Origin of the sequence: Pseudomonas sp. AMR01 (genome assembly GCF_041946035.1) — a bacterium.
Classification (GTDB): domain Bacteria; phylum Pseudomonadota; class Gammaproteobacteria; order Pseudomonadales; family Pseudomonadaceae; genus Aquipseudomonas; species Aquipseudomonas antarctica_B.
The window spans coordinates 69,408-86,423 of the sequence record NZ_JAUTYR010000014.1; the positions used below are offsets into that span (position 1 = coordinate 69,408).

General features: G+C 60.4%; 14 protein-coding genes. 4 read left to right on the top strand and 10 right to left on the bottom strand.

Features of this window, described 5'->3' with window-relative positions; all coding sequences use genetic code 11:
- Nucleotides 1–67: 67 nt before the first annotated feature.
- The 4 genes from guaA to Q7C20_RS14935 form a co-directional block, all read right to left on the bottom strand.
- On the bottom strand, nt 68–1,645 hold the full coding sequence (guaA, locus tag Q7C20_RS14920) for a glutamine-hydrolyzing GMP synthase (RefSeq protein WP_375068343.1): 1,578 nt from the start codon (nt 1,643–1,645) through the stop codon (nt 68–70).
- Between the two features lie 82 nt (nt 1,646–1,727).
- Nucleotides 1,728–3,197, bottom strand: coding sequence for an IMP dehydrogenase (gene guaB, locus Q7C20_RS14925; protein WP_375068344.1), 1,470 nt, complete (start codon nt 3,195–3,197; stop codon nt 1,728–1,730).
- A gap of 104 nt (nt 3,198–3,301) precedes the next feature.
- Nucleotides 3,302–3,850 carry a sugar ABC transporter ATPase gene (locus Q7C20_RS14930; RefSeq protein ID WP_348055955.1) on the bottom strand — a complete coding sequence of 183 codons (549 nt, stop codon included), beginning with the start codon at nt 3,848–3,850 and terminating at the stop codon, nt 3,302–3,304.
- A gap of 143 nt (nt 3,851–3,993) precedes the next feature.
- A complete protein-coding gene (locus tag Q7C20_RS14935; RefSeq protein WP_375068345.1) occupies nt 3,994–4,761 on the bottom strand; it encodes a sulfite exporter TauE/SafE family protein in 768 nt (255 codons plus the stop codon).
- A 99-nt stretch (nt 4,762–4,860) separates the two neighbouring features.
- Between Q7C20_RS14935 and Q7C20_RS14940 the strand changes: the two genes are divergently transcribed.
- The 4 genes from Q7C20_RS14940 (at nt 4,861) to leuA (ending at nt 10,072) form a co-directional block, all read left to right on the top strand.
- A complete protein-coding gene (locus Q7C20_RS14940) occupies nt 4,861–5,751 on the top strand; it encodes a LysR family transcriptional regulator (RefSeq protein WP_375068346.1) in 891 nt (296 codons plus the stop codon).
- A 10-nt stretch (nt 5,752–5,761) separates the two neighbouring features.
- Nucleotides 5,762–7,141, top strand: coding sequence for an exodeoxyribonuclease VII large subunit (xseA, locus tag Q7C20_RS14945; RefSeq protein WP_348055949.1), 1,380 nt, complete (start codon nt 5,762–5,764; stop codon nt 7,139–7,141).
- A gap of 3 nt (nt 7,142–7,144) precedes the next feature.
- Nucleotides 7,145–7,966, top strand: a complete 822-nt coding sequence (locus tag Q7C20_RS14950; protein ID WP_348055947.1) for a peptidoglycan DD-metalloendopeptidase family protein — start codon at nt 7,145–7,147, stop codon at nt 7,964–7,966.
- 426 nt (nt 7,967–8,392) lie between these two features.
- Nucleotides 8,393–10,072 (top strand): 2-isopropylmalate synthase, encoded by a 1,680-nt coding sequence (gene leuA, locus Q7C20_RS14955; protein WP_375068347.1) that lies wholly within the window; start codon nt 8,393–8,395, stop codon nt 10,070–10,072.
- A gap of 180 nt (nt 10,073–10,252) precedes the next feature.
- Here the strand turns inward: leuA and Q7C20_RS14960 are convergent, their stop codons facing one another.
- The 6 genes from Q7C20_RS14960 to hisS all read right to left on the bottom strand — a co-directional run bounded on the left by Q7C20_RS14960 (nt 10,253) and on the right by hisS (nt 17,014).
- Nucleotides 10,253–11,044, bottom strand: a complete 792-nt coding sequence (locus Q7C20_RS14960) for an amidohydrolase (RefSeq protein ID WP_348062050.1) — start codon at nt 11,042–11,044, stop codon at nt 10,253–10,255.
- Nucleotides 11,032–12,180: a pyridoxal phosphate-dependent aminotransferase gene (locus Q7C20_RS14965; RefSeq protein ID WP_375068348.1), complete on the bottom strand. Its 1,149-nt coding sequence runs from the start codon at nt 12,178–12,180 to the stop codon at nt 11,032–11,034. The genes Q7C20_RS14960 and Q7C20_RS14965 overlap by 13 nt, the downstream gene beginning before the upstream one ends.
- Nucleotides 12,181–12,294: 114 nt before the next feature.
- Nucleotides 12,295–13,764 (bottom strand): ribosome biogenesis GTPase Der, encoded by a 1,470-nt coding sequence (gene der, locus Q7C20_RS14970; RefSeq protein WP_348062052.1) that lies wholly within the window; start codon nt 13,762–13,764, stop codon nt 12,295–12,297.
- Between the two features lie 133 nt (nt 13,765–13,897).
- Nucleotides 13,898–15,049, bottom strand: coding sequence for an outer membrane protein assembly factor BamB (gene bamB / locus Q7C20_RS14975; protein ID WP_348062053.1), 1,152 nt, complete (start codon nt 15,047–15,049; stop codon nt 13,898–13,900).
- On the bottom strand, nt 15,042–15,683 hold the full coding sequence (locus Q7C20_RS14980; protein ID WP_375068349.1) for a YfgM family protein: 642 nt from the start codon (nt 15,681–15,683) through the stop codon (nt 15,042–15,044). Before Q7C20_RS14980 ends, bamB begins: the two co-directional genes overlap by 8 nt.
- Nucleotides 15,684–15,724: 41 nt before the next feature.
- On the bottom strand, nt 15,725–17,014 hold the full coding sequence (hisS, locus tag Q7C20_RS14985) for a histidine--tRNA ligase (RefSeq protein WP_375068350.1): 1,290 nt from the start codon (nt 17,012–17,014) through the stop codon (nt 15,725–15,727).
- Nucleotides 17,015–17,016: the final 2 nt, after the last annotated feature.

Below are 17,016 nucleotides of genomic sequence, written 5' to 3' on the forward strand. Positions count from 1 at the left end.
AGCCCGCAATTACGCGGGCTCCATGGCATTTCTTGCTAGATCGTGCCGGACAATGCCGGACGTCCAATCATTCCCACTCAATCGTCGCCGGCGGCTTGCTCGACACGTCATAAGTAACGCGCGAGATCCCTTCGATCTCATTGATGATACGGCCGCTCACAGTCTCCAGCAGTTCGTACGGCAGGTGTGCCCAGCGCGCGGTCATGAAGTCGATGGTTTCCACAGCACGCAGCGCAACAACCCACGCGTAGCGACGGCCATCGCCTACAACGCCTACAGATTTAACTGGCTGGAATACCACGAATGCCTGGCTGACTTTGTGGTACCAGTCGGCTTTACGCAGTTCTTCGATGAAGATGTGGTCGGCGCGACGCAGCAGGTCGGCGTATTCCTTTTTCACTTCACCAAGGATGCGCACGCCCAGACCAGGGCCCGGGAATGGGTGGCGGTAAACCATGTCGTACGGCAGGCCGAGTTCCAGGCCCAGGCGACGGACTTCGTCCTTGAACAGTTCGCGCAGCGGTTCTACCAGCTTGAGGTTCATTTCCTCAGGCAGACCACCCACGTTGTGGTGGGACTTGATCACGTGGGCCTTGCCGCTCTTGGCGCCGGCCGACTCGATCACGTCTGGGTAGATGGTGCCCTGGGCGAGGTACTTGATGTTGTCCAGGCTGGTGGCCTGGGCATCAAAGACGTCGATGAAGGTGCGACCGATGATTTTGCGCTTCTTCTCTGGGTCGGACTCGCCAGCCAGGTTGTTGAGGAACTGCTCCTCGGCGTTGGCGCGAATCACTTTGACGCCCATGTTCTCGGCGAACATGGCCATCACTTGCTCGCCTTCGTGCAGGCGCAGCAGGCCGTTGTCGACGAACACGCAGGTCAGTTGGTCGCCGATGGCTTTGTGCAGCAGCGCGGCAACCACGGAGGAGTCAACGCCGCCGGACAGGCCGAGCAGCACGTTGTCGGTGCCGACCTGGGCGCGCACATTGGCGATGGCGTCTTCAGCAATTTTCGACGGGGTCCACAGGGCTTCACACTCGCAGATGTCGAGGATGAAACGCGACAGGATGCGCCCGCCTTGTTTGGTGTGGGTCACTTCCGGGTGGAACTGCACGCCGTAGTAGCCGCGCTCGTCGTTGAACATACCGGCAATCGGGCAGCTCGGGGTGCTGGCCAGGACGTGGAAGTCGGCCGGCATTTTGGTGACCTTGTCACCGTGGCTCATCCACACGTCGAGGCCGAACAGGCCGTCGGCGTCGATGTGGTCTTCGATGCCGTCCAGCAGGCGGCTCTTGCCGACCACGTCGACACGGGCATAACCGAATTCACGCAGCTCGGAGCCTTCAACCTTGCCGCCCAGTTGCTCGGCCATGGTTTGCATGCCGTAGCAGATACCGAAGACCGGTACGCCCAAGTCAAATACCGCCTGCGGGCAGCGCGGGCTGTTGGCTTCGTGCACGGACTCGGGGCCACCGGCGAGGATGACGCCTTTCGGGGCGAATTCGCGGATCGCTTCGTCATCCATGTCGAACGGATGCAGTTCGCAATACACACCGATTTCGCGCACGCGGCGGGCGATCAGCTGGGTGTACTGGGAACCGAAGTCGAGGATCAGGATGCGGTGGGCGTGAATGTCGAGGGCCATGAAGTCAGTCTCGTCTAATGATTCAGAAACAACTCGGGGCTGAATAAGACAGCCCCGGTTACTTAACATTTTGCTGAAAGCATCAACCTACGCGGTAGTTTGGCGCTTCCTTGGTGATCTGCACGTCGTGGACATGGGATTCAGCCATGCCGGCGCCGGTGATCCGTACGAACTCAGGCTTGGTGCGCATTTCTTCGATGTCGGCGCTGCCGGTGTAGCCCATCGAGGAACGCAGGCCGCCCATCAGTTGGTGGATGATCGCGCTGAGGGTGCCTTTGTACGGCACACGGCCTTCGATACCTTCCGGTACGAGCTTCTCTGCGCCTGCCGAGGAGTCCTGGAAGTAACGGTCGGAAGAGCCTTGCGCCTGGGACATGGCGCCCAGCGAACCCATGCCACGGTAAGCCTTGTACGAACGGCCCTGGAACAGTTCGATTTCGCCCGGCGCTTCTTCAGTACCGGCGAACATCGAGCCCATCATCACGCAGGAAGCACCGGCAACGATGGCCTTGGACAGGTCACCGGAGAAACGGATGCCGCCGTCGGCGATCAACGGAACGCCAGTGCCTTCAAGGGCTGCGGCGACGTTGGCGATGGCGCTGATTTGCGGCACGCCGACACCCGCGACGATACGCGTGGTGCAGATCGAGCCAGGGCCGATGCCGACCTTGACCGCGTCAGCGCCGGCTTCAACCAGGGCCTTGGCCGCCGCGCCGGTGGCGATGTTGCCGCCGATCACTTGTACATCAGGGAAGTTCTCTTTAACCCAACGCACGCGGTCGATCACGCCTTTGGAGTGACCGTGTGCAGTGTCAACCACCACCACGTCAACGCCCGCCGCCACCAGGGCCGAGACACGTTCGCCGGTGTCTTTGCCGGTGCCGACCGCAGCGCCAACGCGCAGACGACCCTGGTCATCCTTGCTGGCCAGCGGGTAAGCCTTGGCTTTTTCGATGTCATTGACGGTCATCATGCCTTTGAGGGCAAATTTGTCGTCGACGATCAGCACGCGCTCGATGCGGTGTTTGTGCAGCAGTTCACGAGCGTCGTCCTTGTCGGCACCTTCACGCACAGTGACCAGACGCTCTTTAGGAGTCATCACTTCACGGACGGTAATTTCAAGGCGGTTTTCGAAACGCACGTCACGGGAGGTGACGATGCCGACCAGGTCGCCATCGTGCAGCACGGGAACACCGGAGATGTTGTGCAGGCGGGTCAGGTCGAACAGGTCACGTACGGTGGCGTCAGCGTCGATGGTGATGGGATCTTTCACCACACCGGCTTCGTAACGCTTGACCTTGCGCACTTCGGCAGCTTGCTGCTCGATGGTCATGTTCTTGTGGATGATGCCGATGCCGCCTTCCTGAGCCATGGCGATTGCCAAACGGGCTTCGGTGACGGTGTCCATGGCAGCAGAAACAAGGGGAATATTCAGCTCGATGCCACGGGTTAGGCGGGTCTTGAGACTGACTTCGTTAGGAAGCACCTCGGAATAACCGGGCACTAGGAGAATGTCGTCGAATGTCAGAGCTTCTTGGCTGATACGCAGCATCGCGGGGGCTCCCGAGCGGGAAAATGGAAGCGCGCCATTATATACATGCACCCTGCCGGGCTCAATGTAAAACTCTGACAAACTTGGTAATACTGATAGAAGGGTTACAACTCGACTTTGACCCAGCTGATCTTCTGGTCCAGCCAGTCGGCGAATTCGTCGATGAAGCTCTGCTTGAAGCCCGCCTCCGCCCAATTGTTGAAGATGAAGCCCAGGTTGGAGAACCCGCATTCCTGCAAGAACAAAAACCCGTTGATGTCATCTTCATGCCCACACAGCGGGCAGGTGAAGTTGTCGGTGTGGCCGGGCATCCAGTCTTCGAGGCTTTCGAACAGCGCTTCGCCAACTTCCTTGAGGCATTCCGGGCAGCCGGCTTCTTCGAGAAAGCCTTTGGCCGGGGTATAGATGCAGCGCTTGTAGATAATTTCGAGGCCGTTGACCGGCTCGTTGAACGGCAACGCTTGCGGGTGCAACACCACCGCACGGGCGCCGTCAGCCAGCGCGTACGCCATGCGGTTGCCGGTGCGGCCACAGGTGGTCAGCTCTTCCTTGATGATGTTCTTGCGCACCAGCCAACGCACGATTGCCCGGGCGCGGGGTTCGTGGACGGGTAAGGTGGAGATTTTCGGGACAAGGATGCTTTGGGAATTCATGAGAGTCCTGCGGTGTGGCTACTGACGTCTTCGCGAGCAAGCCCGCTCCCACATTTTGATGTGTGAATATATTCAAATGTGGGAGCGGGCTTGCTCGCGAAGAGGCCCTGAGGGCTGGCAGCTTAATCCCTGCCCCACACAGGTCAAGTACTCAAATACCGCGCAATCAACGCAATGCCACTGGCCAGCACCAGCCAAGTCACCAGTCTGATAAAGGCCTCACGCGACAGTCGCATCGTCAACCTGCGCCCAACCCACAGCCCCAGCGCCATTGCCGGCAGCAAACACACCGCCAACATCAACAACGGCAAATCCGCATACACCCCGGCAATCAAAAACAAACCCAGGCGCACCACCGTGCTGCAACTGATCAACGCACTCTGCGTAGCCCGCGCCGCCTCCTTGGGCAACCGGCTGTTCAGGTAGATCGCATATAAAAAGCCGCCACTGCCAAACAACGCACCAAACAGCCCGCCGACCGTGCCCATGGGAATTGCCCAGCCTTTAGCGAGCTGCGCGGGCCGTGCCTTCACCACCAGGCTGTAAATCGCATTGGCGCTGATAAACAGCCCCATCAACAGCAACAACACATCCGAATGCAGGTTGAGCAAAAACACCACGCCGAGGGTGCAACCAATGGCCATGCACGGCAGCAACCGCAACAGCTCCGGCTTATTCACATCCCGCCGCGATTGCAGCAGGTTGCCGAACGCCGCGACAAAATCCAGCAACACCAGCAGCGGGATGATCTTCGACAGCGGCATAAACAGGATCAGGATCGGTCCGGCCACCAGCGCCGTGCCAAACCCGGCGATGCCGAAGACCACATAGGCCACAACGACGCCTGCGCCGATCACCAGCCAGTCCACGCCGCTAAACGACCACTGGCTCATCAGCTCAACTGGGCTCATGGTTTATTCCTTGAAAGAGATGGGGCTCACTTTAGCTATCGTCGAGTGTTGCGGCTAATATCTTCAAAGCCCTTCACCCATCTCAAAAAGGCATGACGCGTGATCTCCACCCGCCAACTGCGTTACTTCGTCGAAATTGCCGACAGCGGCAGCTTCACCGCCGCAGCTGAGCGTCTGTTTGTGGCGCAATCGGCCCTGAGCCGACAAATCAAGGAGCTGGAAAACCAGCTGCAAACGCCCTTGTTCGAACGCACCGCGCGCCAGCCTCGGTTGACGGCGGCAGGTGAAGCCTTTTATCCACGAGCACGCAACCTGCTCAGCGAATTGCTCAAGGCCAGCGAGATGGCCACCCAAGTGGGCAATGGCCAGCGGGGTACCTTGCGCCTTAGCCATTCGAGTACGGTGCCGATGAGCGGGCCTTTGCTGCACGGCATCAGCACCTGGCTGGAGCGCTGCCCCGGCGTGTCGATGGACATCGTCAAACTCTCCTCTGAAGCGCAACTGGAGGAAATTGCCGACGGTCGCCTGGAGGTCGGGCTGTTGCGCCTGCCGGTATTGCGCCAGCGTGAGGGTGTGCGCGTGGTGCCTTTATTCAGTGAGCAACTATTGCTGGCGGTGCCGCCGAAGCACCCGTTGGCGCTCAGCCAAGCGCCGATTGAATGGGATCAACTCAAGGGCGAAGCGTTTATCTCGATCCCCCATCCGCAACGCGGTGGTCTGAGTTATCTGTCAGCCGAGTTGTGCATGCGAGCGGGATTTTTCCCCAAGGCGGCGCGAGTGATGTCGCGCAAAACCACCCAGCTGCAGCTGATTCAGGCTGGCTTCGGTATTGCCTTGTTACCAAAATCCATGAGGGACATCGCCCCCGCCAGCGTGCACTTTCTGCCCCTGGCCGACCCGGACTGCCTGAGCACCGTGGCCCTGGCCTGCGCGCAGGCGCCCAGCGCGCTCGTAGAGCAGTTCTGTCAAACGCTGCACGAATGCCTATAAACTGCCGCCCATGATTAAAGATCCTTTTGCCCGCTTAAACCTGGACCGCGAAGTCCTGACTGTCAGCCAACTCAACGGCCGCGCGCGGGTGTTGCTCGAAGACGTGTTCACCAATATCTGGGTCGAAGGCGAGATCTCCAACCTCGCCCGCCCGGCGTCCGGCCACGTGTATTTCACCCTTAAGGACAGCGGCGCCCAAGTGCGTTGCGCGCTGTTTCGCAACAATGCCGCGCGGGTTCGCCAGGCCTTGAGAGACGGCTTGGCGGTGAAGGTGCGCGGCAAGGTCTCGTTGTTTGAGGGCCGTGGCGATTATCAACTGATCCTCGATACCGTGGAGCCCGCCGGTGACGGCGCGCTGCGTTTGGCGTTCGATGCGCTGAAGGAAAAACTCAGCGCCGAAGGCCTGTTCAGTGCCGAGCGCAAGGTGCCGCTGCCGGCGCACCCTCGGCGCATTGGCATCATCAGTTCGCCGACCGGCGCGGTGATTCGCGACATCATCAGCGTATTCCGTCGCCGGGCGCCGAACGTTGAACTGACACTGATCCCGACCGCCGTACAAGGCCGGGAGGCGATCCCGCAGATCGTGCGGGCGCTGAAACTCGCCGACGCGCGTGGTTTCGACGCCTTGATCCTGGCCCGAGGCGGCGGCTCGCTGGAAGACCTGTGGTGCTTCAACGAAGAAGCGGTCGCACGCGCCATAGACGCGTGCGTCACGCCTATTGTCAGCGCCGTCGGGCATGAAACCGACGTTTCAATCAGCGACTTTGTGGCCGATATCCGCGCCCCGACGCCCTCCGCGGCCGCTGAATTGCTAGCGCCGGACTCCAGCCACCTGACGCGCCAGGTTGAAAACCTGCATCGCCGTCTGGTGATGCTGATGCGCAACCGCCTGACCCACGACCGCCTGCGCCTGGAAGGCATGGCCCGTCGTTTGCGTCACCCCGGCGAGCGCCTGCGTCAGCAAGCCCAGCGCCTGGATGACCTGGACATGCGCCTGCGCCGCGCCTTCGAGCGCAGCCTGAATACCCGCCGCGAACGCCTGATCCGCCTGGAGACCCGCCTCGCCGGCCAACACCCCGGCCGCCAGTTGGCCCTGCTGCGCCAACGCCTGGACAGCCTCGCCGAACGCCTGCCCCGCGTCATGCGCGAAGGCCTCAAGGCGCGTCGTCTGCAACTGCAAAGCCAGGTGCAAACGCTGCACGTGGTCAGCCCGCTGGCAACGCTGGGCCGTGGTTACAGCATCTTGCTGGACGAGCGCGGCCAGGCCATTCGCAACGCCGCGCAAACCCACACCGGCCAGCGCCTGACCGCGCGCCTCGGTGAAGGCCAATTGCAGGTGCGGGTGGAAGATAACCACCTGACGCCCGTCACCCTTTCGCTACTGGATTGATTGATGCCACGTTTTCTCAGCTTGTTGATGCTCGTTTGCCTGACCTTTAACGCCCACGCCGACAGCTACATCACGCGCCTGCTGAACAAGCCGGTGCCTGGCGGTGTTGCGGTGGTCGACCTGGGTACAGCGGCGACGGCGCCCAAAGCGACGTACTTGAACCGGCCGGTGTTGGTGGTGAAGGAACAGAACAACTGGCTGGCGATTGTGGGGATTCCGCTCACCACCAAACCCGGTACCGAACGCATCAGCAGTGGCGCGCAAAACCTGCCGTTCGTGGTGGGGTTCAAGAAATACCCCGAGCAGCACATCACCCTGAAGAACAAAAGCCAGGTGAACCCGGCCCCGGCGCAACTCAAGCGCATTGAGGGTGAACTGGCAGTACAGCTCAAGGCGTATCGCAGCTTCAGCCCGAACACGCCAAGTAACTTGCTGCTGGATAAGCCGGTGAACGGGCCGCTGTCGAGCAAGTTTGGCGTACGCCGGTTCTTTAATGGCGAGGAGCGCAACCCGCACTCGGGCCTGGACTTTGCGGTCGGTGCCGGCACGCCCATCAAGACCCCGGCAGCCGGCAAGGTGATCCTGACCGGCAACTACTTCTTCAACGGCAACACCGTGTTTGTCGACCATGGCCAGGGCTTTATCAGCATGTTCTGTCACATGTCGAAGATTGACGTGAAAGTCGGCGACCAACTGGCACGCGGCGCGGTGGTCGGCAAGGTCGGCTCCACGGGCCGTGCGACCGGGCCGCACATGCATTGGAACATCAGCCTCAACGACGCCCGGGTGGACCCGGCGATCTTTATCGGCGCGTTCCAGCCCTGATAGGCAGGGTGAGACAACTGGCCTCATCGCGGGCAAGCCCGGCTCCCACATGGGAACACCCTTCACTGTGGGAGCTGGCTTGCCTGCGATGGCGCCAGACCAGTCGACTCTATTGCGCAGCTGGCAAATGCTACGCAAACAAAACATGAACTATTGAAATTTACAGCAATAAAATCTCGCCCCATAAGCAAACAACAGAACTTCTCTCAATTTTTCTCGACTGCTTGCCATCTTTCACCCCGGCGGTTAGGGTTGAGCTTATGAAAACCTCTCACACCCTCATTCAGCTCCGCCAGCACCGCAGCCTGTGCCTCGTCAGCGCACGACTGCCAGGCTGAATCGATCTGCCTCGTCCCCAGCTTCATCCCCAAAAACAGTTTCACGGCAGGCCGCCTTTTCTCGGCCCCTACAGCAAAGGATTTCCCGATGAGCATGCTCAAAGACCCGTCTTCGAAGTACCGCGCGTTCCCGACCATCGATATCCCGGACCGCACCTGGCCGTCCAAGACCATCACCCAAGCGCCGATCTGGTGCAGCTCCGACCTGCGTGATGGCAACCAGTCGCTGATCGAGCCGATGGATGCCGCGAAAAAGCTGCGCTTCTGGAAGACCCTGGTAGCGGTAGGCGTGAAGGAAATCGAAGCGTCGTTCCCGGCCGCGTCGCAAACCGACTTTGACTTCGTGCGCACCCTGATCGAAGACAACCACATCCCCGAGGACACCACCATTCAGGTGCTGACCCAGGGCCGTGAAGACTTGATCGCGCGCACCTTCGAATCCCTGCGCGGCGCCAAAAAAGCCATCGTGCACCTGTACAACGCCACGTCGCCGTCGTTCCGCCGCATCGTGTTCAATCAGGACAAGGACGGCATCAAGGCTATCGCGGTCAACGCGGCCAAGCTGTTCGTCAAATACGCCGCTCAGCAACCGGAAACCCAGTGGACCTTCGAATACTCCCCGGAGACGTTCAGCGCCACTGAGCTGGAGTTCGCCAAGGAAGTCTGTGACGCGGTGATCGAAGTGTGGAACCCGACGCCTTCGCACAAGATGATCCTCAACCTGCCGGCCACTGTTGAGTGTGCTACACCGAACATCTACGCCGACCAGATTGAGTGGTTCGGTCGTCATATCAACCGCCGTGACAGCGTGATCATCAGCCTGCACACCCACAATGACCGTGGTACTGGCGTGGCCGCTACCGAGCTGGGCCTGATGGCCGGCGCCGACCGAGTCGAAGGCTGCCTGTTCGGCAACGGCGAGCGCACCGGCAACGTCGACCTGGTCACCGTGGCACTCAACATGTACACCCAGGGCCTCGACCCGCAACTGGACTTCTCCGACATCGACGGCGTGCGCAAAGTCGTCGAGGAGTGCAACCAGATCCAGGTGCACCCACGTCACCCGTACGTCGGCGACCTGGTGCACACCGCGTTCTCTGGCTCCCACCAGGACGCAATCCGCAAGGGCTTCTCTCAGCAGAAGGACGACACCCTGTGGGAAGTGCCGTACTTGCCGATCGACCCTGCCGACATCGGCCGCAGCTACGAGGCGGTGATTCGTGTGAACAGCCAGTCGGGTAAAGGCGGCATCGCCTACCTGCTGGAGCAGGAATACGACATCAGCTTGCCGCGCCGCATGCAGATCGAGTTCAGCCAAGTGGTGCAGGCCGAAACCGACCGCGTCGGCCTGGAAATGACCGCACCGCAGATCTACGCCTTGTTGCAGCGTGAATACTTGCAAGCCAACACCCCGTACGCGCTGGTCAGCCATCGCCTGCAGGAAGAAAACGGTAACAGTTTTGTAGAAGTGGAAGTCTCGGGCAAAGGCCAGGGCGAAACCAACCTGCACTGGAAAGGCAAAGGCAACGGTGCGCTGGAAGCACTGGTGGCGGGCCTGCCGATTGGTGTGGAGATCATGGACTACAACGAGCACGCGATTGGTGCGGGCACGAATGCCAAAGCGGCGGCGTACATCGAGCTGCGTGTGAACGGCGAGCGTCCGGTGCATGGTGTGGGCATTGATGAAAACATCACCACGGCCAGCTTCAAGGCACTGTTCAGTGCGCTGAACCGATCGTTGAGCCAGCTGGAAGCAAAAGCGGCGTAACTGACTGCTGAAATGCAGAAGGCCCCTGGGTGAGAACCCAGGGCCTTTTTGTTAAGTTTGAGATTTGCGGTGGTGTTGAAGGCCTCTTCGCGAGCAAGCCCGCTCCCACATTTTGACCGCATCCTTCCTGGAGAAATGCGGTCCAAATGTGGGAGCGGGCTTGCTCGCGAAAGCGGTCTATCAGACAAACTGAAAACTATCAGCATCCAGATTGGCCGGGAACTTGGTGCGATACGCCGCCAGCTCCGCCGCATTCAGGCTCACTTGAAACACCCCATCCGCCTCCCCCGCACTCAGCAAGGTTTCACCCTGGAAATCCAGCACCTGGCTGTCCCCAGTGTAAGCGAAGCCTTTGCCGTCCGTCCCTACCCGATTCACCGCCGCCACGTAACACAGGTTTTCGATGGCCCGCGCGGGCAACAAGCGGTTCCAATGCAGACGCCGCGCACCTGGCCAGTTGGCGGTGTACAACAGCAGGTCTGTGTCTTGTGCATCGCGGCTCCACACCGGGAAGCGCAGGTCGTAGCAAATCAGCGGACGAATGCGCCAGCCTTTCAACTCAAACTGCACCTGGCGCTCGCCGGGGGTGTAGTGATCGTGTTCGCCTGCCATGCGGAACAGGTGGCGTTTGTCGTAATGCCACACCTCGCCGTCCGGCCGCGCCCACAGCAGGCGGTTACGGTGGCTGCCGTCGGCGGCCCGGATGATCACACTGCCGGTGATCACCGCGGCGTACTTTGTCGCCTGAGCCTGAAGCCAATGATAGGTCGGGCCACGCTCCGGCTCGGCGAGGGTCTCAGAATCCATCGAGAAGCCAGTGGTAAACATCTCCGGCAACACGATCAGGTCGGCGCCGTTGGCCTGCTCCAGCAGCAGTTCGAAATGCTCAAGATTGGCCTGACGGTCATGCCACGCCAGGCTGGTCTGGACCAGGGCGATGTTAAGGTCGGGCAGTTGACTCAGATCACGCATAGTTTCTCCGCCGCGTGCTGCAGCGTCTCCTCGCGTTTGGCAAAGCACAGGCGCACCAGGCGCTGGCCTTGGGGTGGGTGCTGATAGAACACCGAGACCGGAATGGTCGCCACGCCGTGCTCGCGGGTCATCCATAGCGACATGGCGACGTCATCCAGGTCCGGGCGAATCTGTGAGTAATCCACCAGCTGGAAATAAGTGCCGGTCACGCGGGTAAAGCTGAAGCGCGACGGCGCCAACAGGTCGCAGAACAGGTCGCGCTTGGCCTGATAGAAGGCTGGCAGTTGCTCGACGTGTTCCGGGTGGTCGGCCATGAAGTCGGCCAATGCGAACTGCAACGGGGTCACGCCGCAGAAGTTAACGTACTGATGCACTTTGCGCAGCTCGGCGGTCAGGGCTGGTGGCGCGACCACGTAGCCGGTTTTCCAGCCGGTGACGTGGTAAGTCTTGCCGAAGGAGCTGACCACGAAGGCGCGCTGATACAGCTCTTCGTGGGCCAGCACGCTGACGTGGGGCACTGCGTCGAACACCAAGTGTTCGTAGACCTCGTCGCTGACCAGGTAGATATCACGGTCGCGGATCAGTTCGGCCAACCCGTCCAGTTCGGCGCGGCTGATCAGCGCGCCGGTGGGGTTATGCGGGGTGTTGAGGACGATCATGCGCGTGCGTGGCGACAGCGCGGCCTTGATCTGCTCAAAGTCCAGCGCGAAGCCGTTCAAGCTCAGTTGCACATGCACGCAACGACCGCCGGCCAGCTCGACGGAGGGCTCATAGCTGTCGTAGCAGGGGTCGAACACGATGACTTCATCGCCGTTACGAATCACCGCCTGAATAGCGCAGAAGATCGCGGCGGTGGCACCCGGGGTGATGGTCACTTCGCTGTCGGGATTCACCGTGGCGCCGTAGCTGCGGGCGATCTTGGCCGCCACCTGCTGACGCAACGCTGGCAGGCCGGTCATCGGCGAATATTGGTTGTGCCCGCTGGCCACATGTTTGCCGACCGCATCGAGCAGGCCTTGGGGGCCATTGAAATCCGGAAAGCCCTGAGACAGGTTAAGCGCTCCCGTTTCAGCGGCGAGTTGCGACATGGTGGTGAAAATGGTCGTGCCGACATTCGGCAGCTTGCTGGTGATCATCGGTGGCCCCTGCAAATGAGCCCCAAGTTTTAAGCTGCCCGCTGTATCGGGTCAAGGCACAAACTGACGCGCACAAAAAAGGGCTCGTAAAGAGCCCTTTTTGCGGCGTCGAAATCAGCGCTTGTCGCGGCGCTTTTTGTCGGCTTTCTTGTGGTGCGTCATCATCCGGCGCTTTTTGTTTACCTGGCGGTCGGTGAGGCTGTTCTTGTTACCTTCGTACGGGTTCTCGCCACCTTTGAACTCGATGCGGATCGGCGTACCGACCAGCTTCAAGACACGGCGGTAAGTGTTTTCCAGGTAACGCACGTAAGACTTTGGCACCTTCTCGATCTGGTTACCGTGGATCACGATAATCGGCGGGTTGGCACCACCCAAGTGGGCGTAACGCAGCTTGATCCGGCGGTTGTTGACCATCGGCGGTGCGTGATCGCCAACTGCGTCTTCCAGGATTTGGGTCAGACGGTTGGTCGGCCAGCGGGTGACCGCAGACTTGAACGAGTTCTGTACGGACGCGTAGAGGTTGCCCACGCCGGTACCGTGCAGTGCCGAGATAAAGTGGATATCGGCAAACTCAACAAAGAACAGGCGACGCTGCAGCTCGATCTTGACGAAATCGCGCTCGCTCGGCGTCATGCCGTCCCACTTGTTGATCGCGATAACCAATGCACGACCGGCTTCCAGGGCAAAGCCCAGCAGGTTGAGGTCGTGGTCGACCACGCCTTCGCGGGCGTCCATCACAAAGATCACCACGTTGGCGTCTTTGATCGCTTGCAGGGTTTTGACCACCGAGAACTTTTCAACTTCCTCGTGGATCTTGCCGCGCTTGCGCACACCGGCGGTGTCGATCAGCGTGTACTTTTCCTCGTTACGTTCGAACGGGATGTAGATGCTGTCGCGGGTGGTGCCGGGCTCGTCGTACACGATAACCCGGTCTTCACCGAGCATGCGGTTAACCAGCGTCGACTTGCCGACGTTCGGGCGGCCGATGATAGCGATCTTGATACCGTCTTTTTCACTCGGGCCAGGAATGCGCTTGGCTTCCTCACCTTCGGCAACGATCTCTTCTTCGCCGTCTTCCGGCTCTTCTTCGTCCTTCGGGAAATCGCTCAGGGCGATTTCCAGCATCTGGGTGATGCCACGGCCGTGAGCACCGGCGATTGGAATCGCGTGCCCCATGCCCAATGGCGCGAATTCGGCGCGGGCCATTTCCGGGTCGATGTTATCGACCTTGTTGGCGACCACGTAGGAGCGCTTGTTACGCTTGCGCAAGTGCTCCGCGATCATCTGGTCAGCCGCAGTGAAACCGGCTTTGGCGTCTACCAGGAACAGAACAACATCGGCTTCTTCAATGGCCAGCAGCGACTGCTCGGCCATTTTTTCGTCCATGCCATGTTCGTCACCGGAAATACCACCGGTGTCGACCAGAATATAGGAGCGCCCTTGCCACTTTGCCTCACCGTATTGGCGATCACGGGTCAGACCGGACAAGTCGCCGACGATGGCGTCGCGAGTCCTGGTCAGGCGGTTGAACAAGGTGGACTTGCCGACGTTAGGTCGGCCCACCAGGGCGATTACGGGAACCATGCGGCTCTCCACTTCGTTATTTCAGAAAATACAAAAGCCGCTGCAAGGCAGCGGCTGGTGCTCGGGGCAGCATAATAAATGCCGCATGCCCCGCCGAAGCGGGGCCGCCTGGGTGTTACCCCAAGCATAGTGCTTACTTGATGGTAAGGGCTTCCAGCTTGCCGCTGTTGCCAAACACATAAAGCATGTTACCCACGACCAGCGGACGAGTACGCAGGCCGTCGCTGTCGATACGCTCGCGACCCACGAAGCGACCGTCTACCTGGCTCAGCAGGTGCAGGTAACCTTCGAAGTCACCTACCGCTACGTAGCTGGAGAACACTTCCGGGGCCGACAGTTGACGACGGGCCAGGGAGTCGTTGCTCCACAGTGCAGTGGTGGAACGCTCGTCGACACTTTCAACGGTGCCGGAAGCAAGGCTTACGTAGACGCTGCCAAACCCTTGGGCGACACCGGCATAGCTGGAAGCATCACGCTGCCAGTTAATGCGGCCGGTTTGCAGGTCCAGAGCGGCAACGCGGCCCTGATAGGTGGCGACGTAGATGGTTTCACCCGACAGCAGCAAGCCGCCGTCGATGTCCACTACGCGGTCCAGTTCGGAACGACCTTGCGGGATGGCCACACGGGTTTCCCAGGCCGGCACGCCGTTCTGGGTGTCCAGGGCGACTACTTTACCGGTCGACAGACCTGCCACGGCCAGATTATTGGTCACAATCGGACCACTGGTGCCGCGCAAGGTCAGTACCGCAGGGGTGCTGTCATACAACCAGCGCTGGTTGCCGGTAGCGGCATCCAGACCGATCACACGGTCATCCTGGGTCTGAACCACAACGATGTCGCCGTTGGTGGCGGGCGCTGCGAGTACTTCACTGGTCACGCGAGCGCGCCATTTCTCTTCACCGGTGGCCGAATCCAGAGCAACCACGTCGCCTTTCAACGTACCGACCAGCACCATGCCGTAGCCGACACCCACACCGCCGGACACCGGCAGGTCGAGGTCTTTCTTCCACTTCACGTCGCCGTTCATGCGATCCATGGCCATAACGACGCCAGTGGAGTCAGTGGCCACGATGTTGTCGCCGTCGATTGCCGGCTGCAACAGGTTGTAGAGATCGCCCTGGCCGTCACCGACGGAGCGGCTCCATTGCTTTTGCAGGACCACTTCTTCCTTGAAAGCGGTCAGCTCGGCCGGAGGCAGTTCTTTTTTGCTGTTGCTGCTGCAACCCGCGGCCAAAACGGCCAGAGCCAGCAATGCTGCATGTTTCCAACGGATCACGTCACGCATCCCCTTTGGCCAAGTCGTCGAGCTTGATTTGTAAGCCACCGACCGCCGCTTCATCAGACAGCGCCGCCTTGGCTTTTTGGTACGCAGCATGGGCTTCATCGGTACGACCCAATTGGACCAACAGGTCGCCCTTGAGCTCTTCACGAGTGGCCACAAATGCCTTGTCAGCATCGCCGTCGAGCAGTTTGAGTGCTTCGTCAGCCTTATTCTGTGCCGCCAATACCTGCGCCAGGCGCTGACGTGCGATTTCACCCAGGGTCGGGTTGGTCGGCTTGTCGGCGATGGCCTTCAGCTCGGTGGCTGCGTCATCCAGCTTGCCGGTGTCGACCGCGACTTTCGCGACGAACAGGCTGCCGTACTGGGCGTAAGTGCTACCGCCGAATTCGTTTTTCAGCTTGCCCGCCAGGTCTGCAACCTGAGCAGGGTCAGGCTTGCCATCGGGCGTCAGCGTGGTTTCCAGCAATTGCTGATAGAGGATCGAGGCGCCCTGAGACTGGTTGGCCTGATACTTGTGCCAGGCTTGCCAGCCGAACACCACCACTAAAGCCAGCAGACCGCCAGTAACCAGAGGCTTGCCGTTACGCTGCCACCAGTCCTTGAACTCGGCCAGTTGATCATCATCAGTACTCGACACCCCAATACTCCTTAATCGCTAAATTCGGCTGTTCGACAGCTTCAACCCTGCACGACGCAGGTGGCCAAGTGCGCGGCGAGCGCATCAAAGGCAATGTTCTGTTGCTCGCCCTGGCCACGCAGGGGTTTGAAACCTATCACTTGCTGGGCCAACTCGTCATCGCCGAGGATCAGCGCATACAGCGCACCGCTCTTGTCGGCCTTCTTGAACTGGCTCTTGAAGCTGCCGGCGCCGGCATTGACTTGCAGGCGCAGGTTTGGCAGTTGGTCGCGCACCTGTTCGCTCAAGGCCAGGGCAGCCAATTCGGCGGCCTCGCCAAAGGCGCACAGGTAAACATCCACCTGACGGGAAATTTCTTCGGGGACTTGCTCCAGGGTTTCGAGCAGCAAAATAAGGCGCTCGATGCCCATGGCAAAGCCCACGCCCGTGGTCGGCTTGCCGCCCATTTGCTCAACCAGGCCGTCGTACCGGCCACCGGCGCACACGGTGCCCTGGGCGCCGAGTTTGTCGGTGACCCACTCGAACACGGTCTTGCTGTAGTAATCGAGGCCGCGCACCAGCTTCGTGTTGATCACGAAGGGAATACCCGCTGCGTCCAGGCGAGCCTTGAGGCCCTCGAAGTGCGTGCGGGATTCGTCGTCCAGGTAGTCGGCCATTTTCGGCGCGTCGACCAGTACGGCTTGGGTGTCGGCGTTCTTGGTGTCCAGCACGCGCAACGGGTTGGTTTTCAGACGGCGCTGGCTGTCTTCGTCCAGCTTGTCGAGGTGGGCAGACAGATACTCGACCAGTGCCACCTTGTAGCGGCCACGGGATTCGCTGGTGCCCAGGCTGTTGAGTTCGAGCTTGACGGCGTCGCGGATGCCCAGCAGGCCCCACAGGCGCCAGGTCAGCACGATCAGCTCGGCGTCAATGTCCGGCCCTTCGATGTTGAATACTTCCAGGCCGATCTGGTGGAACTGACGATAACGGCCTTTCTGTGGGCGCTCATGGCGGAACATCGGGCCGATGTACCACAGCTTCTGTGGCTGGCCAGCACCGGTGAGACCATGCTCAAGCACAGCGCGCACGCATGCAGCGGTACCTTCCGGACGCAGGGTCAGGGAGTCGCCGTTGCGGTCTTCAAAGGTGTACATCTCTTTTTCGACGATGTCGGTCACTTCACCGATGGAGCGCTTGAACAGCTCGGTAAACTCGACAATCGGCATGCGAATCTGCTTATAACCGTAGTTATCCAGCAGGCGCGCGACCGTGTTCTCGAAGTAGCGCCACAGTGGCGTCTGCTCCGGCAGGATGTCGTTCATGCCACGAATGGCTTGCAGAGACTTGCTCACAT